The sequence below is a fragment of the Pseudofrankia coriaricola genome (genome assembly GCF_001854805.1).
Taxonomy (GTDB): Bacteria; Actinomycetota; Actinomycetes; order Frankiales; family Frankiaceae; genus Pseudofrankia.
In genome coordinates this window covers 16,779-42,621 of sequence record NZ_MBLO01000234.1, presented here as the reverse complement: position 1 = coordinate 42,621, position 25,843 = coordinate 16,779, and the positions used below count along the sequence as shown (strand labels likewise).

The 25,843-nt window shown below is 72.4% G+C and carries 21 protein-coding genes; 5 read left to right on the top strand and 16 right to left on the bottom strand.

Going from position 1 to position 25,843, the window contains the following annotated elements; all coding sequences use genetic code 11:
* Positions 1–7 precede the first annotated feature (7 nt).
* Positions 8–1,012, bottom strand: a complete 1,005-nt coding sequence (locus BCD48_RS29885) for an isopenicillin N synthase family dioxygenase (RefSeq protein WP_071051726.1) — start codon at positions 1,010–1,012, stop codon at positions 8–10.
* Positions 1,013–1,136: 124 nt separating this feature from the next.
* On the bottom strand, positions 1,137–2,057 hold the full coding sequence (locus tag BCD48_RS29880) for a LysR family transcriptional regulator ArgP (RefSeq protein WP_071051725.1): 921 nt from the start codon (positions 2,055–2,057) through the stop codon (positions 1,137–1,139).
* Between the two features lie 61 nt (positions 2,058–2,118).
* Between BCD48_RS29880 and BCD48_RS29875 the strand changes: the two genes are divergently transcribed.
* The gene (locus BCD48_RS29875; RefSeq protein ID WP_083419402.1) at positions 2,119–2,802 is read left to right on the top strand and encodes a LysE/ArgO family amino acid transporter; all 684 of its coding nucleotides are present in this window, start codon (positions 2,119–2,121) and stop codon (positions 2,800–2,802) included.
* A 96-nt stretch (positions 2,803–2,898) separates the two neighbouring features.
* Complete coding sequence (locus BCD48_RS29870) at positions 2,899–3,600, top strand: cyclase family protein (RefSeq protein ID WP_241842094.1); 702 nt, start codon at positions 2,899–2,901, stop codon at positions 3,598–3,600.
* Between the two features lie 81 nt (positions 3,601–3,681).
* On the opposite strand, the gene BCD48_RS29865 is transcribed toward BCD48_RS29870, so the two are convergent.
* From BCD48_RS29865 to glnT, 5 genes are all read right to left on the bottom strand, one after another.
* Positions 3,682–4,419 carry a helix-turn-helix domain-containing protein gene (locus tag BCD48_RS29865; RefSeq protein ID WP_241842093.1) on the bottom strand — a complete coding sequence of 246 codons (738 nt, stop codon included), beginning with the start codon at positions 4,417–4,419 and terminating at the stop codon, positions 3,682–3,684.
* Positions 4,416–5,756 carry an FMN-binding glutamate synthase family protein gene (locus BCD48_RS29860; RefSeq protein WP_071051723.1) on the bottom strand — a complete coding sequence of 447 codons (1,341 nt, stop codon included), beginning with the start codon at positions 5,754–5,756 and terminating at the stop codon, positions 4,416–4,418. Before BCD48_RS29860 ends, BCD48_RS29865 begins: the two co-directional genes overlap by 4 nt.
* 50 nt (positions 5,757–5,806) lie before the next feature.
* Positions 5,807–6,661, bottom strand: coding sequence for a glutamate synthase (locus BCD48_RS29855; protein WP_241842092.1), 855 nt, complete (start codon positions 6,659–6,661; stop codon positions 5,807–5,809).
* 29 nt (positions 6,662–6,690) lie between these two features.
* Positions 6,691–7,683 (bottom strand): class II glutamine amidotransferase domain-containing protein, encoded by a 993-nt coding sequence (locus BCD48_RS29850; RefSeq protein WP_071051722.1) that lies wholly within the window; start codon positions 7,681–7,683, stop codon positions 6,691–6,693.
* Positions 7,684–7,752: 69 nt separating this feature from the next.
* The gene (gene glnT / locus BCD48_RS29845) at positions 7,753–9,138 is read right to left on the bottom strand and encodes a type III glutamate--ammonia ligase (RefSeq protein WP_071051721.1); all 1,386 of its coding nucleotides are present in this window, start codon (positions 9,136–9,138) and stop codon (positions 7,753–7,755) included.
* A 323-nt stretch (positions 9,139–9,461) separates the two neighbouring features.
* On the opposite strand from glnT, the gene BCD48_RS29840 reads away from it, so the two are divergent.
* Complete coding sequence (locus BCD48_RS29840; protein ID WP_071051720.1) at positions 9,462–10,040, top strand: Maf family protein; 579 nt, start codon at positions 9,462–9,464, stop codon at positions 10,038–10,040.
* A 297-nt stretch (positions 10,041–10,337) separates the two neighbouring features.
* Here BCD48_RS29840 and nudC read toward each other — a convergent pair whose 3' ends face one another.
* Positions 10,338–11,360 (bottom strand): NAD(+) diphosphatase, encoded by a 1,023-nt coding sequence (gene nudC / locus BCD48_RS29835; protein ID WP_071051719.1) that lies wholly within the window; start codon positions 11,358–11,360, stop codon positions 10,338–10,340.
* Positions 11,361–11,905: 545 nt separating this feature from the next.
* On the opposite strand from nudC, the gene BCD48_RS29830 reads away from it, so the two are divergent.
* Both BCD48_RS29830 and BCD48_RS29825 read left to right on the top strand, forming a co-directional pair.
* Positions 11,906–13,126 (top strand): DmpA family aminopeptidase, encoded by a 1,221-nt coding sequence (locus BCD48_RS29830; protein ID WP_071051718.1) that lies wholly within the window; start codon positions 11,906–11,908, stop codon positions 13,124–13,126.
* 300 nt (positions 13,127–13,426) lie between these two features.
* On the top strand, positions 13,427–14,098 hold the full coding sequence (locus tag BCD48_RS29825) for a nitroreductase family protein (protein WP_071051794.1): 672 nt from the start codon (positions 13,427–13,429) through the stop codon (positions 14,096–14,098).
* A gap of 11 nt (positions 14,099–14,109) precedes the next feature.
* Here the strand turns inward: BCD48_RS29825 and pstB are convergent, their stop codons facing one another.
* The 8 genes from pstB to BCD48_RS29785 all read right to left on the bottom strand — a co-directional run bounded on the left by pstB (position 14,110) and on the right by BCD48_RS29785 (position 25,122).
* The gene (pstB, locus tag BCD48_RS29820) at positions 14,110–15,006 is read right to left on the bottom strand and encodes a phosphate ABC transporter ATP-binding protein PstB (protein WP_083419401.1); all 897 of its coding nucleotides are present in this window, start codon (positions 15,004–15,006) and stop codon (positions 14,110–14,112) included.
* 77 nt (positions 15,007–15,083) lie between these two features.
* A complete protein-coding gene (gene pstA, locus BCD48_RS29815; RefSeq protein ID WP_071051717.1) occupies positions 15,084–15,980 on the bottom strand; it encodes a phosphate ABC transporter permease PstA in 897 nt (298 codons plus the stop codon).
* Positions 15,977–16,924, bottom strand: a complete 948-nt coding sequence (pstC, locus tag BCD48_RS29810) for a phosphate ABC transporter permease subunit PstC (RefSeq protein WP_071051716.1) — start codon at positions 16,922–16,924, stop codon at positions 15,977–15,979. The genes pstA and pstC overlap by 4 nt, the downstream gene beginning before the upstream one ends.
* Before the next feature lies 1 nt (position 16,925).
* On the bottom strand, positions 16,926–17,933 hold the full coding sequence (locus tag BCD48_RS29805; protein WP_083419400.1) for a PstS family phosphate ABC transporter substrate-binding protein: 1,008 nt from the start codon (positions 17,931–17,933) through the stop codon (positions 16,926–16,928).
* Entirely contained in the window at positions 17,930–19,579 is a 1,650-nt protein-coding gene (locus BCD48_RS29800) for a M50 family metallopeptidase (protein WP_241842091.1), read from the bottom strand. Before BCD48_RS29800 ends, BCD48_RS29805 begins: the two co-directional genes overlap by 4 nt.
* A 241-nt stretch (positions 19,580–19,820) precedes the next feature.
* The gene (locus tag BCD48_RS52560; RefSeq protein ID WP_198543452.1) at positions 19,821–20,201 is read right to left on the bottom strand and encodes a hypothetical protein; all 381 of its coding nucleotides are present in this window, start codon (positions 20,199–20,201) and stop codon (positions 19,821–19,823) included.
* Between the two features lie 283 nt (positions 20,202–20,484).
* Complete coding sequence (locus BCD48_RS29790) at positions 20,485–20,763, bottom strand: hypothetical protein (RefSeq protein WP_083419399.1); 279 nt, start codon at positions 20,761–20,763, stop codon at positions 20,485–20,487.
* 288 nt (positions 20,764–21,051) lie between these two features.
* On the bottom strand, positions 21,052–25,122 hold the full coding sequence (locus BCD48_RS29785) for a cation-translocating P-type ATPase (protein WP_241842090.1): 4,071 nt from the start codon (positions 25,120–25,122) through the stop codon (positions 21,052–21,054).
* Between the last annotated feature and the right edge of the window lie 721 nt (positions 25,123–25,843).

The window sequence follows — 25,843 nt, the reverse complement described above, 5'->3', positions numbered from 1 at the left end:
GGGACGCTCAGCGCGCCGCGGCGCCCGCCGCGAAGTTGGCCTGGATGCGCTGGAGGAGGTAGTCGCCGGCGGTGATGTCCGGGTGGCGGCCCGAGGGACTGCTGATCACGGCGTCGGTGTTGGCCTGCGCGAAGAACGCCAGGCTGTAGCGGGAGCCGTCGTACTCGCCCGCCCCGGGCAGCCGGACGCGGTGGAACGTCGACGGCAGCGCGTCGTCGCTCCACCGCATCAGCATGTCGCCGATGTTGCACGTGATGGCGTCCGCGGTGGCCGGCACCGACGTCCACCGCTCGTCGGCGGCCTCCTTGCCGGGCAGGACCTGCAGGCCGCCCTGGCCCTCCCGCTGGAACAGCAGGGTGAGGCAGTCGAAGTCGGTGTGCGCGCCGGCGCGCCAGATCCCGGGCGTGGCACGCACCTCCGGCGGCACCGGGAAGTAGTGCAGCAGCCGCAGCGTGCTCTGGTAGGTCGCGCGGGCCGGGTCGTGGGCGGCCGTGAAGAAGTCGCGCGGGAGGCCGAGACGGTCGGCGAAGCAGCCGAGCACCCGCATCGCCAGCTCCCAGCACCGGCGTTCGAACCCGAGCATCGTCGCCTGGAATCCGGCGAGGTCGTCGTCGCTGGGCCACAGCCCGTCCATGCGCGGCCGGGTGACCTGGAACGACTCCTTCTGGTCCGCCGTGCGGGTGGACGGCCGGACCTGACTCATCTTCTCCCAGCCGGCGTTCTGCCCCTTCCTGAGCGGGAACCGGCCCTTCGCCTCGTCCGGCAGCGCGAAGAACGCCTCCGTCGCGGCGAACGCCGCGTCGATCTCCTCAGGATCGATCCCGTGGTCGACGAGTTGGAAGAACCCGATGTCGGCCGCCGCCGACCACAACTCGGCCGTGACCTCGTCCCGCCGGGCGTCGAAGTCCCGCAGCGAGATCCGCCGGATCTCCCGGTCGGTCGCCTCGGTCCCAGCCCCGCCGAGCCGGCTCTCCCTGGCCAGCTCGGTCAGCGCGTACTCGGGTGTGCTCATGGTTCTCGCTCCCCCTCGGAAGGCACGCGGAATCGGTCGCCGACGCCGGTCGACGTTGACCCACGGCGCGCCCCGTCCGCCGGTGAGGAACGGCCGATCCGGACGGGGAATCCTCGCGCGCAGTCTAGGACCGGGCCGGGCCCGGCCCGTCGCGGCGCAGGTGGCGGGCCGCGGCGGCCCGGACCGCCGTGCTCAGCCGGTCGAGCAGCGGCGAGTCGAGGCGCCAGCGCTGCCAGTGCAGAGCGATGTCGAGGTGGGCCTCGGTCAGGACGACCAGCCGGCCGGCGGCGAGGTCTTCCGCCAGCTGTGCCTCGGGCAGCATGCCCCAGCCGAGGCCGAGGCGGACCGCCGTGTGGAAGTCCGCCGTCGTGGGCACCCGGTGCGCCGCCGGGGCGCCGGTGACGCCCAGCTCGCGCAGGAGCTGGTGCTGGAGGTCGTCCTTCTCGTTGAAGACGACGAGCGGCATCCGATCCCACTGGTAACCAGCGTGGTGGCCAGCGGCGGCGAGCCGCCAGCGGCCGGCGAGTCCGGGGGTGGCCGCCGGGTGGTAGCGCAGCGTTCCGAGCGGCTCCGCCCAGCAGCCCTGGACGGCGACCGGGTCGCTGGTCACGGCGGCCAGGGCCTCGCCGCCGCGGAGCAGGTCGGCGGAGAACGCCTGGTCCTCGACGTGCAGCCGCAGCACGACGTCGTCCCAGCGGGCGGCCGTGGCGACGACGTCCGCGAACCAGGTGGCGAGCGAGTCCGCGTTGACCGCCACCGACACCTCGGCCCTGGCCGACGAGCGGCCGACCAGCGCTTCAAGCGCCTCTGCCTGCAGCAGCCTGGTCTGGCGCGCGAAACGCAGCAGCGCCTCGCCAGCGGTGGTGGGCCGGCACGGTGCCGAGCGGCGGACGAGGACCTGGCCGGCGGCTGACTCGAGCGCGCGGATCCGCTGGCTGACCGCGCTCGGCGACAGGTGCAGGTGGCGGGCGGCGGCGTCGAAGCTGCCGAGTTCGACGATCGCGACGAGGGTCGCCAGCTGCGCCGGCGGCAGCTCCAGGGACATGAAGCGATGCTAATGAATCTGAAGAATCTTTCGTTGGTCTTCAGGAGATGGACGACCTAGCGTGACGGCCGTGCTCGCCTCCGCCGTCGCCGGTCTGCTCACCGGGTTCTCATTGATCGTCGCCATCGGTGCGCAGAACGCGTTGGTCCTGCGCCAGGGGCTCGCCCGGCAGTGGGTCGGCACAGTCGTCGTGATCTGCGCGGGTTCGGACCTGGCGCTGATCGTCGCCGGCGTCGGCGGGGTCGGCGGCCTGCTGACCCGAGCCGGGCCGGTACTGGCGGCCGTCCGCTGGCTGGGCGTCGCCTTCCTACTCTGGTTCGCCGCCGGGTCGCTGCGCCGCGTCTGGCGCGCACCGTCGTCACTGCGCGTCGACGGCGGCTCCCCCGCCGACCGGGGCACCGACGCAGGCGCAGACCCAGGCGACGCCCAGGCTCAGGCGAACGGATCAGCCGGATCGGCGCGGGCCGTGGTCGCCGCGCGAACGGCCGCCTTCACCTGGCTGAACCCGCATGTCTACCTGGACACCGTGCTCGTCCTCGGCACCGTCGGCGGCAACGAGGGGACGACCGGGCGATGGTGCTTCGCCGCCGGCGCCGGCCTCGCGAGCTGCCTGTGGTTCACCGGCCTCGGCTACGGCGCGCGCCTCGCGTCCAGCGCGCTGGCCAGCCCCAGGACCTGGCGCGTCCTGGACCTCGTCATCGGCCTGACCATGCTGTACGTGACCTATCGCGTAGCTTTCCCCTGATGGGCCGGCGCCGGAGGTGGACGCCGGGGGTGGAGTGTGCCCGCGCGGCGTCTGCCCGTCGCCGGCGCGCGCCTGGGTGCTGCGAAGCTGAGCCGTGTGCCGGATGCCACGGGTGTGGAGCTGATCGACCTGACGGTGCCGATCACGTCGGGGATGCCGGTCTACCCGGGGGATCCCGAAGTGGCGGTCTCGGCGGCGCTGACGGTCGCCGACTCGGGCGTCAACGTGCGGCGGGTGCACCTGGGGTCGCAGACGGGAACCCACGTCGACGCGCCGTACCACGTCGACGACGCGCTTCCCCGGCTCGACGAGATCCCGCTCGCGCGGTTCGCCGGGCCAGCGGTCCTCCTCGACGCGCGCCGCTACGGACCAGGCGCCGAGATCGGCCCGGAGGCCATGCCCGCGGCGCTGCCCGACGGCGCCGTCGTGGTGATCGTCACCGGCTGGTCGGCGCACTGGGGAACGGACCAGTACCTGCGTCACCCGTATCTCGGCGCCGACGCGGCGCGGGCCCTCGTCGAGGCCGGCGCGCGGACGGTGGCGGTCGACGCCGCGAGCGTCGACCGCACGACCGGGCCGGACGAGGAGTTCACCCTGCCGGCCCACCAGATCCTGTGCCGTGCGGGCGCCGTCATCGCGGAGAACCTCACCGGGGCGCGGCGCCTGCTGGCGGCGCGCGACGCCGGCCACGCGATCGAGATGTTCCTGTTCCCGCTGGCGCTCGCCGGCTCGGACGGCGCCCCGATCCGGGCCGTCGCGCGGACCACGCGGCAAGGGGCCCGGGCGCCTCGTCCCTAGGCCTCGTCCCCAGGCCTCGTCCCCAGGCCTCGTCCCCAGGCCTCGTCCCCAGGCCTCCGTCACCGTTCCGCCTCGCCGCCCCTAGGTCTGGTCGCCGGCTCCCGCGCTGTAGGCGACGACCGAGAGAAAACGGATCGGGAGGGTGGCCAGGTCCCGTGGGCCGTGGATGCCCTCGCCGTCGAGCTGGAGAGCGTCGCCCGGGCGCATGGTGTAGCTGGCCTCACCGTGGTCGTACACCATCTCCCCCTCGAGCATGTAGATCAGCTCGGTACCGGGATGCTGGAAGAGCGGGAAGGTCTCGCTGCGCTCGGTCAACGTCACCAGGTGCGCCTCCATCCGCTTGTGGGGCCCGCGCAGGCCGCCGAGCAGGGTGTAGTCGTGGCCGACCCGGGTGCCGCGGGCCACGATGCGGGCGCCGGCGCCCGCCGGGGTGAAGACGGCCTCCCGCTGGTCGTCCGCGCCGCGGAACAGCGAGGTGACCGGCACGTCGAGGGCGTCGGCGAGCCGGGCGAGCGTCGTCAGACTACAGCTGGTGTTCGCGTTCTCGATCTTCGACAGCATCGGTTTCGAGATGCCGCTGCGCGCGGCCAGCTCGGCGAGGGTGAGTCCGGCAGCCTGCCGCATCCGCCGTACCTGGGCCGCGATGACCCGCTCGAGCCGCCCCTCCTGGGGCGAGGGGGCGGCGACCTCGCGCGCGGCCGCACCGGTGTCCGGGGTGCGGGCCGCGCCGAGATCCTCGCCGTCGCGGCGCTCGGCGCCCCGGGATCGCTCCCGGGGCCCGGGGCGGATCGCGGGGCCGATCCGCGAGCTCCGGCTCACAGCAGGCCTCCCTGCCCGGGGATCCACGTCGTGCCGGCAAGCGGGACGCGTGCCATCGCGGCGGACTCGATGGTCAGCGCCACCAGGTCCTCGGGCTCCAGGTTGCGCACGTGCGACTTGCCGCAGGCGCGCGCGATCGTCTGCGCCTCCATCGTCAGCACCCGCAGGTAGTTGGCGAGCCGGCGGCCGCCCTCGGCCGGGTCGAGCCGGACGGCCAGCTCCGGGTCCTGCGTGGTGATGCCGGCCGGGTCGCGGCCGTCCTGGAAGTCGTCGTAGAAGCCGGCGGCGGAGCCGAGCGCCGCGTACTCGTCGGCGTAACGCGGGTCGTTGTCGCCCAGCGCGATGAGCGCCGCGGTACCGATCGCCACCGCGTCCGCGCCGAGTGCCATCGCCTTGGCGACGTCCGCGCCGGTACGGATGCCGCCGGAGACGACGAGCTGCACCTTGCGGTGCAGGCCGAGCTCCCGCAGCGCCTGCACCGCCTGCGGGATCGCGGCGAGCGTGGGGATGCCGACGTGCTCGATGAACACGTCCTGGGTGGCCGCGGTGCCGCCCTGCATGCCGTCGACGACGACGACGTCCGCGCCGGACGCGACCGCGAGCTTCACGTCGTAGTACGTCCGGGACGCGCCGATCTTGACGTAGATCGGCTTCTCCCAGTCGGTGATCTCACGCAGTTCCAGGATCTTGATCGCGAGGTCGTCGGGGCCGGTCCAGTCAGGGTGCCGGCAGGCGGAACGCTGGTCGATCCCGGCCGGGAGCGTACGCATCTGGGCGACCCGGTCCGAGATCTTCTGCCCGAGCAGCATGCCGCCGCCGCCGGGCTTGGCCCCCTGACCGAGCACGACCTCGATCGCGTCGGCCTTGCGCAGGTCGGTCGGGTTCATGCCGTAGCGGCTCGGCAGGTACTGGTAGACGAGGTGCTTGGACTGGCCGCGCTCCTCGGGCGTCATCCCGCCGTCGCCGGTGGTGGTGGAGGTGCCGACCTCGCTGGCCCCGCGGCCAAGGGCCTCCTTCGCCTGCGCGGACAGCGCCCCGAAGCTCATCCCGGCGATCGTCACCGGGATCGCCAGGCGCAGCGGGTACTTTGCGTTGCGGTCACCGAGCACGACATCGGTGTCACACCGCTCGCGGTAACCCTCCAGCGGGTAACGCGACATCGACGCCCCCAGAAAGAGCAGGTCGTCGAAGTGCGGCAGCCGGCGCTTGGCGCCCCCGCCGCGGATGTCGTAGACGCCGGTCATTGCGGCACGCTGGATGCCGGCGATCGTCGCCCGGTCGAAGGTGTGGGACTCCCGAAGGCCGAGCGACGCTGGGTCCGGCGGATACCCGGTCATGGAACCCTCCTCTTGGTCGGCCTGGTCGGCCTGGTCGGCCTGGCGCGGCGTCAGTAGGCGGTCGAGTTGTGCGCGGCGAAGTGGTAGAGGCGGCGGGCCGAGCCGTAGCGGCGGAACCGTCCGGGCGCGTACTCGCCGACGGGCTCGATGCCGGCGGCGGTGAGCAGCTCGGCGAGCTCGGCGAGATGCTCGGGGCGCTGCTCCTTCTCGACGCAGTCGGCGCCCAGGCCGCCGACCGCGCCGCGGACGTAGATCCGCGCCTCGTAGATCGAGTCGCCGAGGCCATCGCCGGCGTCACCGCAGACGACCAGCCGGCCAGCCTGGGCCATGAACGCGCTCATCGGGCCGATGTCGCCGCCGACGACGATGTCGATGCCCTTCATCGAGATGCCGCAGCGCATCGACGCCGAGCCCTCGATCACCAGCAGGCCGCCGTGACCGGTCGCGCCGACCGACTGCGACGCGTCGCCGCGCACCCGGACCAGCCCGGACATCATGTTCTCCGCGACGCCGGTACCGACGTTGCCATGGACGGTGATCGTGGCACCGTCATTCATCCCGGCGCAGTAGTAGCCGGCGTGGCCGCGGATGTCGATCGTCAGCGGCGCGTGCACACCGGCGGCGATCGCGTGCGCGCCCTGCGGGCGCAGCACCTCGTAGGACGTAGCCGACGGGGCGTGCAGCTCGCTGTTGAGCGCGCGCACCGTCGTGGCCCCGAGGTCGAAAGTGACGGTGCTCGCCGTCCCGGCCGTGGAAGCGCCAGCGCCAGCGGCACCGGCCGGGGTTCCCGCCGGATCGGACTCGCCGATCCGGAAGGGCTGGGGCGCCTCGACGGTGGCCCGGTCGCTCGGTATCTCTGCTTCGCTCCCTCGCCCGCGCGCTCCGGCCTCCTGCTCGTACCTCACAGGAGACCTCCGCGCGCGTGCTCCTCCGCTCAGCGGTGCCATGCGTAGACCCTCTCCGGCTCGGGCTCGTAGATCCGGGCGGTGTCGATGCCGGGCAGGTCCGCGAGGGCCCTGAACTCCGAGGCCATCGCGACCCAGGCGTCGGTCTCGGCGATGATCGCCGGCTTGCACGCGATGGCGTCGCGCACGACGGCGAACCCGTCGTTACTGGTGACGAGCAACGTGTAGAAGCCGTCGAACCGCTCGCACAGCAGTCGCAGCGCCTTGTCCAGGTCGACGCCCTCGGCGAGCCTCGCGGCGACGAACCGGGCGCCGACCTCGGAGTCGTTCTCCGAGTCGAACCGGACGCCCTCGGCCTCGAGCTCCCGGCGGATCGTCGCGTGGTTGGCGAACGAGCCGTTGTGGACGAGGCACTGGTCGGGGCCGACCGAGAACGGGTGGCAGCCCGCCGGGACGACAGCCGACTCTGTCGCCATCCGGGTGTGCGCGAGGCCCTGCCAGCCCCACGCGTTCGCCAGGTCGTAGGTGACGGCCAGGTCCCGGGGGTTTCCGACGTCCTTGTATACGGTCAGGTCCAGGCCGGAGCCGACGACCAGTGCGCCGGGCGCCGACCGGCGGACCGCGTCGACCAACGTGTCGACGGCGACCGGCGCCGCGATCACGGTGGTGGCGCCCGCGGCGGTCACCAGCGGGTCGGGCCCGCCCGACAACGCCGCCCGCACGGCGGCCGAGAGCTCAGCCCTGGCCGCGTCCAACGCGGCGCCGGTCGCCGACACGGCGCCGGTCGCCGGCACCGCACCGACTGCGGGCGTGGCGCCGGTCGCGGGCGTGGCGCCGGTCGCCGGCAGCAGCACGGACACGGCGGCGTGGCCCTCCGGGCAGCGGCGCTGGTCGCCGTAGACGGCGACGCCGGCCGAGTCAGGTCCGCGCTCGGCGACCTGGCACAACATGGTCTCCAACAGGCGCCCGAGCTGGGGATACAGCTCGGGGTCGCGCAGGTGGAGCCCGACTATCCCGCACACGGGCCTGATCTCCTTTCGGGAAATGCGGCGAGCAAGGGGATACGGCGAAGGGTCAGAAGGTTGTAAAGGTCAGAAGGCTGTGAGGTAGCTGTCGTGCTCCCAGGGGCCGACGCCCGCGTGCCATTCGAAGAACTCGTCGCGCTTGAGCGCGGCGAAGTAGTCGGCCACCCCCGGCCCGGCGGCGTCCAGACCGGCGGCGACGACCGGGTCAGCGCCCAGCGCCTCCACCGCGTGCAGCAGCGTCGGCGGCAGCTCGGACCTCGCCGGCTCGCCCGCGACGGCGCCGGAACTGGGACCCGGGCCGGGGCCGCCCGGGTCGAGCGCGCGCTCGATGCCGTCGAGGCCGGCGGCGAGCGCCGCCGTCATCGCCAGGTACGGGTTGGCCGAGCCGTCCCCGCCGCGCAGCTCGATCCGGTTGCGGTCGGGGATGCGCACGTAGTGAGTGCGGTCGTTGCCGCCGTAGGTCGCGCGGCTGGGCGACCAGGTCGCGCCCGAACGGGTCGACGTCGCGCCGGTGCGCTTGTAGGAGTTGACGGTCGGCGCGAGCACCGCCTGCAGGGCGGGCGCGTGCTCGAGGATGCCGGCGAGGAAACGGCGCGCGACGTCGGACAGCCCGAACGGCGCGGCTGCGTCCCCGGCGGGGAACAGCGGCGTGCGGTCATGCCACAGCGACAGGTGCAGGTGCAGGCCGGAGCCGGTCCGGTCGGCGAACGGCTTGGGCATGTAGGTCGCGGTCATGCCGCGGCGCTCGGCCAGCACGGAGATCAGGTAGCGGGCGGTGATCACCCGGTCGGCGGTGGTCAGCGCGTCGGCGTAGGCGAAGTTCTGCTCGAACTGGCCGTTCGCGTCCTCGTGGTCGTTGGCGTAGTTCGCCCAGCCGAGCGCGTTCATCGCCGTCGACACCTCGGTGAGGTGGTCGTACATCCGGGTCAGGCCGCGGGCGTCATAGCAGGGGCGGGGCGCGACGTCCCGCGGGTCCGCGAGCCCGAGCGCACCGTCCGGGCCACGGGTGACCAGGAAGTACTCGATCTCGGCGCCGGCGAACAGCTCCAGGCGCCGGCTCGTCGCCGCCGCGAGCTGAGCCTTGAGGATCACCCGCGGCGCGAAGTGCCAGGGCACGCCTTCGACGTGCGGGTCGCAGTGCACCAGCGCGAGGCCCTCCTTGACCCAGGGCAACGGGGTGTAGCTCGCCGGGTCGGGGATGGCGATCAGGTCGGGGTCCGACGGCACCTGGCCTATCGCGCCCACCGCGTAGCCGGCGAACCCGACGCCGTCGGCCAGCAGTTCGTCGACAGCCTCGATCGGCACGAGCTTCGCGCACGGCTTGCCGACGAGGTCGACGAACATCGCGAGGATGAACCTCACTCCGTCCTGGCGGGCCCGGGCGGCGAGATCCAGCCCCGCCGCCACGGCTGGGACGGGGTCGGTGCGGGGGGCACTTTCGTCGATCGTCACGTCAGGCTCCACTGGCTCGGAAGGGGTCCGGGCGACGGCGCGTCGACGCTCGCTCCCCTGCCGCCGACTCGCACCCTAACGGGAAACAAGGTATCGGGGTAGGAAACAAGACAGGTTACGCGAGCGTGACGATTCGTGACATACACATGACCGCACCGGCATGCTCGACGATGGAGCCGGTCAGAGCCGCACCGCCGCCGCCAGTCGCACCGCGCAAGCCGGGCCGGGCCGGGCCACGTCGAGCCGGGCGGCGCCACACCAGCCCCGGTCGTCAGCAACGCGCGGCGTCAGTCGCGCGGCCGCCTCAGCCGTGAAGGAGCCAGATGTCCCTCAGGCGGATCGTGCTTGCCTCCGGGTCGCCGCGGCGACGCGAGCTGCTCGCCGGCATGGGCGTGGCCTTCGAGGTCGTGACCAGCAACGTCGACGAGAACGTCGAGACCTTTGCCGGCCCGGAGGACTTCGCGCTTCAGCTGGCCCGGCGCAAGGCACGGGCGGTGGCGGGATGCGTGGGCGACGCGCTGGTCATCGGCGGTGACACGGTCGTCGAGCTGGACGGGCGAATCTTCGGCAAGCCCGCCGACCAGGACGAGGCGGTCGAGATGATCAGCCGGCTCGACGGCCGGACGCACCGGGTCGTGACGGGGCTCGCCGTGGTAGACGCGGCCACGGGCGAGCACCGGGAAGGCGCGGCGACGACCACCGTAACGATGCGCCCGCTCGGCGAGGACGAGATCCGCGAGTATGCCGCCTCGGGCGAACCGTTCGGCAAGGCCGGCGCCTACGCGATCCAGGGCCTGGGCGGGCGCCTGGTGGCAGGCGTCGAAGGCGACCTCGACAACGTCATCGGCCTGCCCACGGCCACCCTGCGCCGCCTCCTGGCCGCCTTCGGCGTCATTGCCTAGCACCACCGACCCGTCCCGGACCTGGGTACTCTTCCCACGGCCGCCGATCAACACCCAACTCCGCGGCGCCTACTCTCCGCGATTGACCGCGCACGGCTGTGCGGGCCGCTGACCGAGCCACCGCCGCCGGTGAGGATGAAAGCCTCACCCCGCCACGCCCACGGACAGGTGCCATCTCCGCCAGACGCCAGCTCAATCCCGATCTGTGGTGCCTCAGCCACTCCATAGGCTTCTCAGGTAACACAGTCCGTACCCCGTCGGGTGAACTGTGTCGGATAGGCCTGCCTATGGACGTGCTCAGATGCCACGGATCGAGTCTCGGTCGGCGACCCAGGACTCGATCATGATGCGGGCGATCGACGAGTGGCCGGGCAGGAGCAGCTGGCCGTCGCCGCCGCCGCGCCAGTCGCCCCGTTCCAGCGCCTCGTCGAGGTCGCGGCGATGCACCCACATCGCTTCGGCGATCTCGTTGTCGTCCAGCCTGATCGGCTGGGACGGGTCCGCGGCGGCGTGGAAGGCGAGCATGAGGGAGCGCGGGAACGGCCAGGCCTGGCTTCCCAGGTAGCTGACGTCTGTGACGTCGATGCCGACCTCCTCGTTGATCTCCCGTACCACGCACGCCTCGAGGGACTCCCCGGCCTCGACGAAGCCCGCGAGCACCGAGAACCGCCCCGCCGGCCACGTCCTCTGCCGGCCGAGCAGGACCTGGTCGGCGCCGTCATGAACCAGGCAGATGATCGCCGGGTCCATACGGGGAAACTCCTCGTGTTCCTTGGCGGCACACACCCGCGCCCAGCCGGCCTTCGTCGGCCGGGTCGGCGAGCCGTCGCGGGCACAGTACCGGGCGCGGTCGTGCCAGGTCAGCAGCGAGACCGCGGTCGTGAACAGAGCGGCGTCGAGTCCGGGCAGCTCGCCGCCGACGGTGGCGAGGTTCAGCCAGCGCGCTTTCGCCACCTCCTCGGCGCGGTCGGCGCGGTCGGCGCGCAACGCCCAGTAGACGGTCCCGTCAGCCTCGCCGAGCAGCACGGCGTCGGTCGACGGGGACGCCGCGACGCTCACCCCGGAACGGGTCACCAGCCGCGCCACGGCATCGGCATCGGCGGGCGGTGACGCTTCGGGCGCACCACCGATCTCCTCGGGCCGCTGGGCGCGTGGCCGGGCCGGTAGCGCGATCGTCGAGCGTCCCTCGTCGTCGAGGATGACAACCCGCGCCGTCGCCCAGCTCTCCTGTTGGCGCCCTATGTCCAGCCGGAACAGTTCCTCCCGCAGGACAGTGGCGCTTGCCAGCGCGGGCGGCCTGACCAGCCCAAATCCACTCACGCCCGCATCTTCCCTCGCCGTGGCTGTCTCCCGCCGCCGGGCTGTCAGTCCGCGCCGGCGGCCGAGCCTCCGACCACGCGAGGCCTCCGACCACGCGGGGTCGCGCCATTGCGGTGAGAAGGCCCTGACGATCCCTTGCCGGGCCGGCAGAGAAGCCCGTCGAAGCCCGTCGGCCGGCTCCTCGGCCCTGCCGGCCCTACCCGCGAGGCTGTGGAGCCAACGGGCGGTCGCCGGACGCGGCGGCGGCCCGTGGGGAAGCCGGATCGGCGAGATGCCTCAGGATGTCGGCGCCGACCGCGGCGGGTGCCTGGAAGGGGCCGAAGTGCCCCAGGTGCTCGTGCACACGCAGCGTGGCCCGCGGCAGCGCGGCGGCGAGGCCCGGGCCGAACGAGGCCGGCGGCCGGATCGCCGGCCGCTCGTCGCGGTTCGCGGCTCACAGGCCACGGGTCTCGGGTCTCGGCCGCCGGGTCACGGGTCACGGCCGCCGGGTTGCGCCCGCCACCCGCGCGCGCATCGGCCGCATGTAGCCGGGCAGGATCGGGTCTGTGGCTGAGCCCCGACGCCGCGCCCGCGCGCACGGCTTCCCCTTCGACGGCACGCCAGGCCCACTGAACGCGATCACCGACGTCCCCGGCGTCGAGGTGGGCTACGTGACACTCATCAGCGGCGAGGGGCCCCTGCGGACCGGCGCGGGGCCGGTCCGGACCGGCGTCACCGCGATCCTGCCGGCCGGGCGCGGGGGCATCGGCTCGGCGGTCGCCGCCGGGGTCCACGCGTTCAATGCCAACGGTGAGATGACGGGCGCCGCGTGGCTGCGGGAGACCGGCAGCCTGGCGATGCCGATCCTCATCACGAACACCCACGCCGTTGGCCCGTGCCACCGGGGCGTCATCGACTGGGTGGTCGCCAACCGGCCGGACCTGGCCCGCGGCTGGCTGCTGCCGGTGGTCGCGGAGACCTGGGACGGCTACCTGAACGACATCAACGGCAGCCACGTGACAGCGGCCCACGCCGTCGCCGCGATCGACGCCGCCACCGGCGGGCCGGTCGCCGAAGGCGCCGTCGGCGGCGGCACCGGGATGATGTGCTACGGCTTCAAGGGCGGCAGTGGCACCGCCTCCCGGGTCGTGAGCCATGGCCCCGACGGCTATGTGGTCGCCGCGTTCGTCCAGGCGAACTTCGGCCGCCGCGACGAGCTGCGCGTCGCCGGCATCCCGGTCGGCCGCCCGCTCAGCGGCGACAGCGGCGACAGCGGCGACAGCGGCGACAGCGGCGACAGCGGCGACGGTGCGGTCCCCTCGGACGGCACGAACGGCGCGGGCGCGAGCGGCGCGGGCGGCTGGGACGGTGACTGGTCGGCGCCGCCCGGTGCCGGCAGCGCCATCGTGGTGCTCGCGACCGACGCGCCACTGCTGCCCGGCCAGTGCGAGTCGCTCGCCCGCCGGGCGCCCATGGGCATCGCGCGCACCGGGACTACCGGCTCGCACTTCTCCGGCGACCTCGTCATCGCCTTCTCGAGCGCGAACGCCGGCGCGCTCACCAGCCGGTTCCCCGGCGGGGAGCCGACCGCCGACGACTACGCCACGCTGCGCTTCATCCCCTGGGGATGGATGGACCGCTTCTACGAGGCGGCGGTCCAGGCGGTCGAGGAAGCCGTCATCAACGTCCTGACCACCGCCGCGTCCATGACCGGCCGTGACGACCACCGCGCCGCCGCTCTCCCCACCGCCCGCGTCGTCGAACTCCTCGCCAGCCACCCCAGTTGATCGCCGCCTGACCGCACCCCACGCAGATCGCGCGACCACGTGGCAGCCGACGGCCGCTTGATCGCCGCCCGTGCCCTCCGGTGGATGTCATCCAGTCCCGTTCACGACCGCCCAAGGGCAGAAACCGCGATCAGGCGACCGACGGGCGGGGCGGGGCGGGGCTTCAGGGGACTTCAGTGGCGCGGCTCGGCAGCGAGATGCCGGCGGCTGCCGGATACGGGGCAAACGGGGATGATCGGCGCGTTATTTGACCCCGACGTCGAAGTTACGGGAGGTTGGGTGGGCCGGGAGGAGGTCGCCATGGTCGAGGTGGAGCAGGGGTCCGACACGCCTCAGATAGATCTGTTCGAGGCGATGCGGACGGCGCGCTCGCTGCGGCGCTTCCGGCCGGACCCGGTGCCGGACGAGGTGCTGGCCCGATGTCTGCAGGCGGCCACCTGGGCGCCGAGCGGTTCCAACGCGCAGGGCTGGCGTTTCATCGTCCTGCGCTCGCCGGAGGCCCGAGCGATCCTGGGCCCGGCGTTCCGCGCCGGCTGGGACTGGGTCTGCACCAGCATCTACGGCTACGAGCCGCGCCCCGCGGACGACGACAACTCCCATCAGGCCCGGCTGACCCGCACGATGCTGCACCTCGTCGACGACTTCGAGAACGTGCCGGCCTACGTGCTGTTCTGCCACCGGCTGACGGGCTTCGTCGACGAGTTCCTGGAGGCGGGCTCGATCTTTCCCGCGATGCAGAACTTCCTGCTCGCCGCCCGCGCCCACGGGCTCGGCACCGTTCCCAGCACCTGGTTCACCTTCGGCGAGGACAAGCTGCGTTCCTACGTCGGCATCCCGGACGGGTGGCGGATCGCCTCCCTGGTCGCCGTCGGCTGGCCGGAGGGCCACCACGGCCCGGTCCGCCGCAAGCCCCTGAACAAGGTCACCGCCCTCGACACCTGGGACAACCCTTTCTTTCCCGCCAAGAGCTGACCCGCGGAGACTCAGCCGAACTTGCCGGAGATATAGTCCTCCGTCCGCTGATCGGATGGCGTGCTGAAGATCTTCGCCGTCCGGTCAAACTCCACCATCAGACCCGAGCGCCGGCCGGTCGCGTCGTCGACCTCGGTGGTGAAGAACGCGGTTCGGTCGGAGATCCGGGCCGCCTGCTGCATGTTGTGCGTGACGATGATGATGGTGTACTCGTCGGCCAGCTCAGTCATCATGTACTCGATCTTGGCGGTGGAGATCGGGTCGAGGGCTGAGCACGGCTCGTCCATGAGGACGACGTCGGGCCGCACCGCGATGGTCCGGGCGATGCAGAGCCGCTGCTGCTGCCCCCCGGACAGGCCGAACGCGTGCTGGCGGAGTTTGTCCTTCACCTCGTCCCAGAGTGCGGCGCTGGTGAGCGCCTCCTCGACCACGTCGTCCATGTTCGGCACCTTCATGCCGGTCACCCGCGGGCCGTAGGCGACGTTGTCGTAGATCGATTTCGGGAACGGGTTCGGCTTCTGGAACACCATCCCGATCCGGCGGCGAACAGTGATCGGGTCGACCCGCGGCCCGTAGAGATCCTGACCGCGGTAGCTGACCGAGCCGGTGAGACGGGCTCCCGGGATGAGATCGTTCATCCGGTTGAAGGCACGCAGCGCCGTGCTCTTGCCACAGCCGGACGGCCCGATCAGCGCCGTGATCTCCCGCCGGCCGAACTGTACGGTCAGGCCACCGACCGCGCAGAAACTGCCGTAGTAGATGGCCACGTCGGCGACATTGATGACGATCTCCTCCGGCGCGTCCGGCACCGTGCGGCCAGTCGCTCGCGGGATTCTCCCCGCCAGGGGGGGCGCCTCCGCCGCGGCCGGCCGGTCCTGGTCGGCGAGCTCGTGCGAGGGATCCGCCATCGGTTCATCTGCATCGGACACGGTCGACGTCCTCAGCAAGCGCATGGGGGGATGAGGTCGGGTTCGAGGCGGCGCGTTCACCAGGTCCGCCGGTAGTGGTTCCGGATCAGGATGGCGATGCTGTTCATCACCAGCAGCAGCGCGAGCAGCACCACGATCGCCGCCGCGGCCAGGGTCCTGAACTCCTCCTGCGGGCGGGAGACCCAGTTGAAGATCTGGATCGGCAGAACGGTGAACCTGCTGTCCAGGCCGGTCGGGGTGAACGTGACGTAGGCCAGGCCGCCGAGAAGCAGCAGCGGCGCCGCCTCACCGATCGCCCGGGACAACGCGAGGATGATCCCGGTGGCGATCCCCGGGACAGCCAACGGCAACGTATGGCGCCACACCGTCTGCTGCTCGGTCGCGCCGAGCGCGAGGGAGGCGTCCCGGATGGAGCTGGGGATGGCCCGCATCGCCTCCCTCGACACGATGATGACGACGGGCAGGACCAGCAGGGTGAGCGTCAGGGCGGCGGTGAGCACGGTCTGCCCGAGATGCGCCGCCCGCGCGAGCAGGCCCAGCCCGAGGATGCCGTAGACGATCGACGGCACCGCCGCGAGGTTCTGGATGTTGACCTCGATCATCCGGTTGTACCAGCGCCGCGGGTCGGCGAACACCTCCATGTAGATGGCCGCAGCCACGCCGAGCGGGATCGTGAACAGCGCGGTGGCCCCGATCACCCAGATCGATCCGATGATCGCGGACCGCGCGCCGGCCAGCGCCGGCAGGCTGGCCGGGAACTGGGTCAGCAGGTCCAGGTTGAGCCGGGGCAGGGCGTCGACGAAGACCTGCACGAGCAGGGTGCCCAGTGCGGCGATGGCGACACCGATGCTGAAGAACATGGCCAGCCGGAACGTCGCATCGCGGATCGATCCGCGGACGGTCTCGATCTGGTATTCGACCGACCGCCCAGGGGGTTCGACTTCCGCGGTCATTCGTACACCTCCCGGTACCGGCGCACCAGCCGGATACTCACGATGTTCATGATCAAGGTGATGACGAAAAGCAGTGATCCGACCGCGAAGAGCGTCTGGTAGCCGATACTGCCGGTCGGCTGGTCGCCCAGCGCGGCCGCCGCGATGAACGCGGTCATGGTCTGCATCGGCTCGGTCGGGTCGAGACTGAGGTTGGCCGTACCGCCCGCCGCCACGGCGACGATCATGGTCTCGCCGACCGCCCGCGACACCGCCAGCATGGTCGCCGCGATGATGCCGGACAGCGCGGCCGGGATCGTGACCCGCGTGGTGACCTGCCGCGCGGTGCTGCCCAGCGCCCGCGCTCCCGCGCGCAGGTCGTCGGGCACCGCGCTCATCGCGTCCTCGGACAACGACGCGACGGTCGGAATGATCATGATTCCCATCACGAGCCCGGCCGAGAGCGCGTTGTAGATCTGCGGGCCCTTGCCGGGCAGGATCCAGATGTCGCGCAGCAACGGGGTGAGGAATGTCAACGCGAAGAATCCGTACACGACCGTCGGAACCCCGGCAAGGATCTCCAACAGCGGCTTGAAGATCTTCCGGGTCCGCCGGCCGGCGTACTCGGACAGGTAGGCGGCGCAGCCCAGGCCCAACGGAAGCGCCACGAGCAGCGCCCAGAACGTGGTGACCGCGGTGGCGGTGACCAGCGGCAGCACCCCGAAATGAGGGCTCGCGAACAGCGGTGTCCACTCCGTGCCGGTCAGGAACTCGACCGGGCTGACCCGGGTGAAGAACTGCACCGTGGGCACGGCCAGCGCCACCACGATCCCGATGGTGGTGGCCACCGACAGCAGCGCCGCCGCCATCAGCACCCGCCGGACCAGTCCCTCCCGCAGCCGCCGGGAGGACCAGCCGATCCCGGTCGCCATGGAGACGTCGAAGTCGTGCGGGTCCGCGGCCATGTCAGGACCGCCCCGGTGCCGGTGTGGACGGCCGGCCCGACGCGACCACGTCGGCGAGGGCCTTCTGGTTGACGGCGACCTGCGCCGACGTCAGCGGGATGAACAGCGCCTGTCGCGCGATCGCGGTCGAGTTCTCGACGTAGTAGTCCACGAAGTCGACGAGCGCCGGCCGCGCGAGCGACGTCCTTTTGACGTAGATGAACAGGGGCCGCGCCAGTGGCCGGTAGCTGCCGTCCTGCACGGACCCGACGCTCGGCGCCACGCATCCGTCTCCGTCGTCGACCGCGAGAGCTCTCAGCCGATCGGTGTTCTCCTCGAAGTAGCCGTACCCGATGTACCCGAGCCCGCCCCGGCTGCCCTCCACCCCGGCGATGATCACGTTGTCGTCCTCGGATGCCTGGTAGTCCGTGCGGCTCCTGCCACCCTTGCCGTTGATCGCGCTCGTGAAGTAGTCGAACGTGCCGGAGTCGGTGCCCGGGCCGAAGAGCAGCAGCGGTTCGTCCGGAAACTTCGGGTCGACCTGGTTCCAGTTCTCGATCGGCGAGCGCACGTCCCAGATCCGCCGCAGCTGCGCGGCCGTGAGGCACGTCGCCCAGGCGTTCTCCTTGTTCACGATGACCGTGACCGCGTCGTTCGCCACCTGGAAGTCGACGTAGTCGATGCCGGCGCGCGTGCAGGCCTCCCGCTCCGCCTGCGTGATCGACCTGGACGCGTCGGAGATGTCGGTCTCGCCCCGGCAGAACTTCTCGAACCCTCCTCCGGTGCCAGAGGTCCCAACCGTGATCTGGATGCCCGGGTTGTGCTCGCGGAAGAGGTCGGCCGCCGCCTCGGTCAGCGGCGCGACCGTGCTGGAGCCGTCGATGCCGATGCTCTTGGCGGTCTGACCCGACCCACCGCACCCGCCGCCGGTCGACACGGCGGTGACGACGACCGCGACGACAGCCGTGCTCAGGCGGGACTGGCTACTCGCGCGGGACCGCCCCGCCGGCCGACCCGGGAGCAGGATCATCGTGGCTCCCCCGCCCTGTCACGGGAGGGCGCCGAACCATCCGCCGCCGACCGCCCTGGCGAGGACACCTCCGGCGAGAGCGGTCCCGGCGGGAGCGGTCCCGACGAGGACGGCGCGGCACAGCACGCGCCGCGGGCCACGGCGGGCGCGACGCCGCGGCCCGGCTGCCCGCCCCCAGGGCGCCGCCGCCTCGTCCGAAGCGCCCGCGCCACCCGCACCGCCCACCGGCCGAGCCGGACAAGCACATAGATCATCCCGGCCGCCGGCAACGCGACCAGCACCATGCCGACGGCCCCAGCGAGCGCCGTGACCAGTTCCCCGCCAGCCAGGGCCCGACTCGCCCGGCCGAACTGGTCGCGCACCGCCACGGCCGTCCGGGGCAGCACGAAAGGCGCGTAGACCACCAACATGACGATGTTCACGGCAAGCATCGGCGCGGCGCACAGCGCCCACGCGGTCACCATGAGCCGGGCCCGCCGGGTCAACCCGGCCAGCCGCGGATCCAGCGCCGATCCCGCGTCCACCCGAGCCCGCCGCCGAGACGGGAACACCAGCGCCGCCGCACGCCCGGCCGACCGCACAGCCGGACCCATGCGACTGAACAGGTCCGGCACCCCAACGAGATCACTGACAATGTAGTAGCCGTCAAACCGGACGAACGGCGCGAGCTGCCGCAACGCGTCCACGTGGACGAGGACCACCGCCGTCACCAACACCTCGGCCCGGGTGAAAGCAAAGGTCCCGATCACCAGCAGCGCGAACAGCCCATTGAAGTAGATCCCCCCCAGGTCGGTGCGCAGCCGCCCCCAACGGCTCAACCGATAGGAGTCAGTGACATCAGTGAAGAAGGCCGGCCAGACGAGATACATACCGACACCGATCACCCCCGGCCGCGCGCCGCCGTAACGGCAGGCCGCCGCATGACCACACTCATGAACCAGCGCACCGACGAGCGTGACGCCCACCAGCACCAGGATCATCGACGGAGTGGCCAGCACCATCGCGGCGCTGTCCCGCACGCTGTGCCGACCAAACAACCAGACATCGGCGGCCAGCAACACAGCCAGCAACACAGCCACGACCACTGGCCGGAAGAACACCGCGAACACCCCGCTGACCCGGTGCACGACCGACGCGGGCAGCAGAGTACGCCGACCAGCGAGCGTGAACAGCGACCCCGCCCGCGGCGCCGGCGTCACACCAGTCGGGGCAGCGATCAGGCCGAGCGGCATGAGCTGATGAGTCAACAGATATACGACGTCGGCGCCGCTCACCACGCGGCCGCAGCGCCGCCCGACGTAGTCAGCGATCGCGGCGACATCGCGGGTACCGTCCGCGGCCTCGACGATCCCCGCAAGCAGCTCGGTGAGTGCCGCGACCTGACCATCAGCACGACGCGCCAAAAAGACAGGACGCGCCAAACCCGACCCGGCGAACTCGCCGAGCAACGCCAAGCCGTCAGCCCGGCTGGGGCGGACGGGCAGCTCGACGCCACTCGGCTCGACGGCGCCCGGCCCAGCACCACGTGGCTCAACGCGGGCCAACGCGACGCGGCCGGGCGCCCCGGTATCGTCCGGCAACTGGATGGGACTAGGGGCGGGGGCCTGAGGGGCCTGCGTCCGCACTGGCCACGCGGGCTCCGTCATCGAACGTCCCCTCCCTTTCGGCGCCTCCTCTCGGGGGCCTCATCGATCCACCTGGCCAGCCGCCCCGCAGAGCCGGCCGCCCCGCCGAGGGCAGGCGTACCGCGTGCGCCGCACCTGGCTGGCATGCCGCCTCGGCGTCAGGCCGCCAAGATCCTGGATCATCGCGCCGATCCACATGGGACTGGCGCATCCACCCGGCACATCCATGCCGCGGCGGGCTCGACGCCGGCCCGCGGCGGCCCTAGCCCTTGTCGAGCCCATCGCCGACCTTTGGGTCGGCCGTCGACCCATCGTCGGCGTGGTGCCCAAAGCCGAGAAAGTCGAGAAAGTCGAGGTCTGACTTCTGGACTATGATGTTGATACTCGGTGCCAGCGTGAGCACGATCGGCATGAAGCCGCCATTGACCTGTGATTCTGCATGGGCGTCGATCGCCCCGTTGCTCGACCACGGAGAGCCGACCGGGAAGTTAGTGGGGTCGAACTCCTTCCGGCCGATCTCGACCGCTGCCAGGGTGGTCCGATCAGGAAGGAGCTCCACCATTTCCTGGACAGTTCCGGTCGCTCGTCCCGTCACTTCGCGCTGGCGTCGCTCATTTTCCATCTCCCAGTTCGGTGCTTCCACGACCTCTTTCAGCGTGGATGCTAGCCGTACTGGGAGGCGGCTCAGAGTATTTCCGCGGGGGCGTCGCCGCGGCCAGAAAAAACGTCGGTCCCATTCGATGCGCAGCCCTGGAACGAAAGATCCGGCCGGCCGGCGGACGAATTCAGCCCGCCCGGTCCACGACTCGGGGATCCCTCGAAGAATGTCGGGAAACGCGGCCGACGACGGCTGGAAAAGCGGCTCGAGCGGGCGGAGCGACAGACGGAGGAAGCCTGCGCCCGCCGCGGTTCCGCCCGCCCGATGGTTACCACTTGTCGATGAAGCTCTGGCTGTTGACGATCGACTGGATGAGCGAACCATTGCCATTGACCGTCTGCGACTCCGCGTGGTTGTCGAGAGCGGCGTTGTTACTACCCGGCGAGTTGACCGCGTAGTTCTGCGGGTCGAACTCCTGCCGGTTGTACTCGATCGCCGCCAGCGTCATGCGTTCGGGCAGCAGCTCGGCCTGCTCCGCCGCCAGCCCGGCGATATCTATTCCTGGGCGAGCCGTTCCCACCAGGTCAATTCCCACACCATCCCCCATGGCTCGTTCCCGTTTCCGTCTCCCGGACGCCACCCGCGATGACGTATCCTCGGGATACCAGTCGGTGGCTTACGAAGGGTTGTGACACGCGAACATTCGGCCGGCGGTGCAGGCTTCACGGCTGAGGCCAGCTGAGTCAGTTCAGTACCGAGCGGGACCTTCATCGCCCGCCGCATCCGGTAGGTACATCTGAACCCTAGGACGGTCCATGACGGACCGCAACGCGATGTTGACCGTCGCGATAGTGCGATGTTGACCGTCGCGATATCGAACGCCTCGGCAGGCGTATCAGGCGCCGCTCGGCTGCGCCCGGAATGCGAGCACCGTCGCGACCAGCGTGGCGGCGGCGGCTATGGTCCAGCCGACCGGCCCAAGCGGCGTACAGCCGAAGAACTGGCTGATCCCCGGCGTCTGGACAACCACGGCCAGGACGACCACGGAGGCGGCCGTCGTCAGCAGCAGCCCCCCGCGGAGACGGCCGACCAACAGGGTCTGGCTGAGCTGCGAGCCGACGAGGGCGACAAGGCCGACCGTGTCCGCGTGCCGGCGCCGGCCGGTCAGCCGCGCGGCGAGCCACCCGGCGCCAGCCGCGCCGGCCGTGGCGGTCGCCCGGACCGCGATCTCCCGGTTCAGCGCGGCGCCGAGGGAACGTTCGGGACCTTCCCGCAGGAGTCCGCCAGCTTCCGCCCGGTCCGGTTCGCGCAGCGCGACGGCCAACGCCGGCGCGAGATCGGTGAGCAGGTTCACCAGCAACAGCTGACGCGCCGACAGCGGAGAACGTCCCGTCGCGACCGAACCGAGCAGTGTGAAGGCGATCTCGCCGAGGTTCCCGCCCACCAGGATGCCCATCGCCTTGCGGACAGACCCCCACATCGACCTGCCTTCGATGAGCACCTCGATGATCGTCTCGATGCGGTCGTCGGTCACGACGACGTCGGCGGCCGCGCGGGCCGCCGGGGTGCCCCGCTTTCCCAGCGCGATCCCCACGTCGGCGAGTCGGATCGCGGGCGCGTCGTTGGCCCCGTCCCCCGTCATCGCGACCGTCTTTCCCAGTCGCTGGTACGCCTCCACCACCCGCGTCTTGTGCGCGGGGGTGCCGCGCGCGACGACGGTCACCCGGGGCAGCAGCGCGTCGAGCTCCCCGTCGTCGAACTCGTCCAGCTCCGCGCCGGTCACCAGGATCTCGTCGCCACCGAGCAGGCCCAGCTCGGTGGCGACGGCCCCGGCGGTGGCGGGATGATCACCGGTGATCATGAGTATCTGGACGCCGGCCGCCCGCAGCTGGTCGAGCGACGCCCCGGCGGTGGACCGCAGCGGGTCGGCCAACGCGAGAAAGCCCAGGAAGGTCAGGTCGGCGACGTGGTCGTCGGTCAGCTCCCCCGGCCCCGGAGCCGACACCGGGTCCAGCTCCCGCTCGGCGACCGCCAGGATGCGAAAACCCTGCCCGGCCAGCCCGCCGTACTCCTTGGTGAGCCGCGCCAGGTCGCGCTCGTCGAGGGCGAGCACCCCCTCGGGGGCCCGGCGGCGTACGCACCTGGGCAGCACGACCTCGGGCGCTCCCTTGACGTTCACCAGCACTGCGCCGGGTGCCTCCTGTCCGTCCGCCCCGGCCGGTGCGCCCGTCCCGCCCACCGTCGCGTGGTACGCCCGGCCAGGTTCGAACGGGAGCCTGGCGACCAGCGACCACGACGCGACGCCGTGCTCACGGGTCACCCCCGCCGCGGCGGCGCCCTTGTGCACCGCACGATCGGTCGGGTGCGGCAACTTGCGCCCCCGCCGGCGCGGCGTGGCGCGCAGCCCGGCGGCGAGCACGTACCGGTGCGGCCCGTCGAGCTCGTCGGCGGCGGCGGTGCGCAGGCCGTCGGAGACGGCGCGCAGGCGGATGCGGCCCTCGGTGAGCGTGCCGGTCTTGTCGAAGCAGAGCACGTCGACGCGGCCGAGCGTCTCGATCGTGCGGGGGTTGCGTACCAGCGCGCCCTTCGCGGACAGTCGCCGGGCGGCGGCGAGCTGGGCCGCGGTGGCGAGGAAGGGCAGTCCCTCGGGCACAGCGGCGACGGCGAGCGCCACGCCGGCGCTGAGGGTGTCCGCAAGGGGCCGGTTGTGCAGCACTCCGGACAACAGCAGTGCGCCTGAGGCACCCAGGGTGACAGGAAGGGTGAGACTGGTGATGTCCGCGAGTCGGGCCTGGACCCCTACCAGCCGGGTGGGACCGACGGTAGCCGCCATCGTGCGGCCCGCCTCGGTCGCCGTCCCGGTGGCCACCACCAGCCCGACGCCCCGCCCGCCGGCCACGGTCGTCCCCTCGTAGATCATCGATGTCCGCTCCGCCAGGTAGGCGGCGGCGACGGGTTCCGGCGACTTCGCGACCGGCAGCGACTCGCCGGTCAGCGAGGACTCGTCGACCTCGAGCGACTCGGCCGACAGCAGCCGGCAGTCGGCCGGGACGACGTCCCCGGCCGCGAGCGTGATCACGTCACCGGGTACCAGGTCGTCGGCGGTCAGCTTCAGCTCCTCGCCGTCCCGGCGCACCCGGGCCGGGACCGCCGAGGCAGCGAACAGCCGGGCGAGCGACCGGTCGACACGGCCCCGCTGCGCGGCGCCGAGGACCGCCGACCCGAGCGACACGCTCAGGATCAGAGCGGCGTCCACCACCGAGCCAGCGGCCACGGACAGCGCCGCGCCTCCGAGCAGAATCGGCGTGAGCGGGTTCGCGAGCTCGACCGCCACCGCCCGGACGAAGCCGGGCGCGGCCATCCGGCCCGGGGGCGCCTCGCCGCGCCGCTGGACGGCCTGCTCGCCGGTCAACCCGCTCGGGGCGCTGCCGAGCCGCTCCAGGCAGGTCTCCGCGGGCAGCACATGCCAGGGGGTGCGTGGGACGGCCGGCGGCGGTGGCCTGCGGCCCAGCTCGCCGGCCCGCCAGATCCCGTCGCAGAGGGCCGCGACGGCCGCCCCGTTGACCATGACCAGGCCACGCGCGGCCGTCCGCGCGCCCGCGCCGCCGAGCGCCGTGAGCGCGCCGGCGGCCGAGCCGATCTCCGCCAGCCGGACGGCGTCCCGGCTGGCCCGGACCGCCTCGGGGACCGCCTCGACGACCAGGGCGGCGGTGGCCAGCTCATGGCCGACCAGGATGTGCGCCCCCCACGCGGGTGAGCCGTCAGGACCGTCCACGCCGACGCCGACGTCCGCCGCGCCCATCGCGGCCCGCCGCGCGGACACCACCAGCACGCCGCCGCGGTCCTCCGCCTGCAACTGCCGGACGGTCGCGGCCAGTCCGTTCCCCCCGGGGACAGGAGTGAAGCCGGGGGCCGGGTTGACACCGACATCCGCGGTCGACGGACCGAGGTCGCCCGCGGCCGCGGGCTCACCGGCCAGGAACAGGGCGCAGCCGGCCCGCCGGCAGGCCGCGAGCAGGAGCTCGGCCCCCTGGGCGGGCTCGGGCGCGACAGACACGACGGCCATCAGCCGGCTGCCGCGGGCGAGACCGAGAACGGGGCCGGTGCTGGAACGAGCGAGCTCGCGCCGTTCCCGGGCGCCCGTCCGGCCCCGAAGTGCGAGGCGTTCCACCGGACCGAGGGTCCAGCCGTCCACGGTGACCAGGGCGGCGCAGTCCCGCGCGCGGAACAGGGCGTTCGCCCGAACCGCGACCTCGCCCGGGTCGGCGCCGGTCAACGGCACCACGTCGGCGAGCAGGTACTGGTCGCCACGCAGCACGTCGGCGTCGAGGACGATCGTGTCGATCCTGTCGAGCAGCCGCAGCGCCGCGAGATCCAGCACATGCGCGCCGCGACGGGCCAGGACACGGGTGAGCTGGGCGGCGAAGCCCTCCCGGCCGAGTCGCGCCGGCCGGGGCAGCGCGGCGACGGCCACCCCGGCGGCGCGCCGCGGCGCACCGGTCAACGCGGTCAGACCCACGAACCCGCCGAGCCCCGCCGCCAGGGACCGATCGGCGTGCCGCTCGACCGGCCCGGGCGGCAACGGCCGCGGGCGGCTGGAGGCGAGGAACTCGGCGACCACTCGCTCGTTCTCCCAGTCGCGCCGAGGGCGGCCGGCCAGGTCGTCCCGAGCGGCCTCGAAGGCCGCCCGACGGGTCAGCGCCTCGGCCAGCCCGGCCGACCGGTGGAGGGCGTCCACCGCGATCCCGGTGTTGCCCTGCGCCAGCGCGAGCGCACCGGCGTTGGCCAGCGCCAGCACAAGGTCCGCCCTGCCGGCGCCGAGCGCGCGTTCCAGCTGACGGCGCAGCCGTGGTTGGGTGTCGACGAGCGTGACCAGCGAGGCGACCTCGATCGGCACCGGGACCAGGCGGGCGAGCCGCCCCGCGGAGGCGAGGGTGAGCGCGACCCCGTCGGCGGCCAGCGCCACGCCCGCCCGTCGGATCGGCGCCGCGAAAGCGGCGGGCGGCCAGCGGTCCGGTCCAGGCAGGGGCGCCGCGGTCGGCGGTGCCGTCGCCGGCCGCGCCTTGGTCGACCGCGCTGTGGTCGACCGCGCTGTGGTCGACCGCGCTGTGGTCGACCGCGGCGCGGTTGGCGCCGCCGTGGTCGGCGGCCGCGTGGTCGACCGAGCCGCGGCTGCCTGCCGTGTCCCGGCGGAACGCGGGCGACGATCCGAGCGGGCGGGACCGACACCGGGCAGGGGAAGTAGGTCCAGACCGGCCGCCATGGGCGCGACGAGCGTCCCGACGAGCGCGGCGGGGATCCGACAGACCGCGTGGACTCCCGTCAGGCGCATCGGCCGATCTCCTCCGCGTCTACCGCAGGCGTGGATATCGCGACAGGTCATTGACCGCGACAGCGCACAGTAACCCACCTTGACGTAGCGTGCCTCTGTGCTCACTATCCGGTGAGTACGGTCGCCATGATCCCGCCGCGGGTCCTGACCCGGCTAAACGCGGACCCCGCGTTCGACTCAGGGCCACTCGCCATCGTGATCGAGGATCCGCCGCCCATCGCGATCTACATGAGGCGGCGCAGCTCCTCACGTCGTGAGGCCCAGCCGCCGACAACCGCGGCCGACCGGGACCGGAGCGGTCGGCGCGGCCTGACGCACATCCGGTCAGGAGAGCGGCAACGCGGTCGGCCGCCCG

Coding starts and splice junctions, on each gene's coding strand:
- BCD48_RS29805 (WP_083419400.1), bottom strand. CDS start 17,933: ATGATCCTGCTCCCGGGTCGGCCGGCGGGGCGGTCCCGCGCGAGTAGC.
- BCD48_RS29840 (WP_071051720.1), top strand. CDS start 9,462: ATGTCCCTCAGGCGGATCGTGCTTGCCTCCGGGTCGCCGCGGCGACGC.
- pstC (WP_071051716.1), bottom strand. CDS start 16,924: ATGGCCGCGGACCCGCACGACTTCGACGTCTCCATGGCGACCGGGATC.
- BCD48_RS29880 (WP_071051725.1), bottom strand. CDS start 2,057: ATGTCCCTGGAGCTGCCGCCGGCGCAGCTGGCGACCCTCGTCGCGATC.
- pstA (WP_071051717.1), bottom strand. CDS start 15,980: ATGACCGCGGAAGTCGAACCCCCTGGGCGGTCGGTCGAATACCAGATC.
- BCD48_RS29800 (WP_241842091.1), bottom strand. CDS start 19,579: ATGACGGAGCCCGCGTGGCCAGTGCGGACGCAGGCCCCTCAGGCCCCC.
- pstB (WP_083419401.1), bottom strand. CDS start 15,006: ATGGCGGATCCCTCGCACGAGCTCGCCGACCAGGACCGGCCGGCCGCG.
- BCD48_RS29885 (WP_071051726.1), bottom strand. CDS start 1,012: ATGAGCACACCCGAGTACGCGCTGACCGAGCTGGCCAGGGAGAGCCGG.
- BCD48_RS29825 (WP_071051794.1), top strand. CDS start 13,427: ATGGTCGAGGTGGAGCAGGGGTCCGACACGCCTCAGATAGATCTGTTC.
- BCD48_RS29860 (WP_071051723.1), bottom strand. CDS start 5,756: ATGACCGGGTATCCGCCGGACCCAGCGTCGCTCGGCCTTCGGGAGTCC.
- BCD48_RS29790 (WP_083419399.1), bottom strand. CDS start 20,763: ATGGGGGATGGTGTGGGAATTGACCTGGTGGGAACGGCTCGCCCAGGA.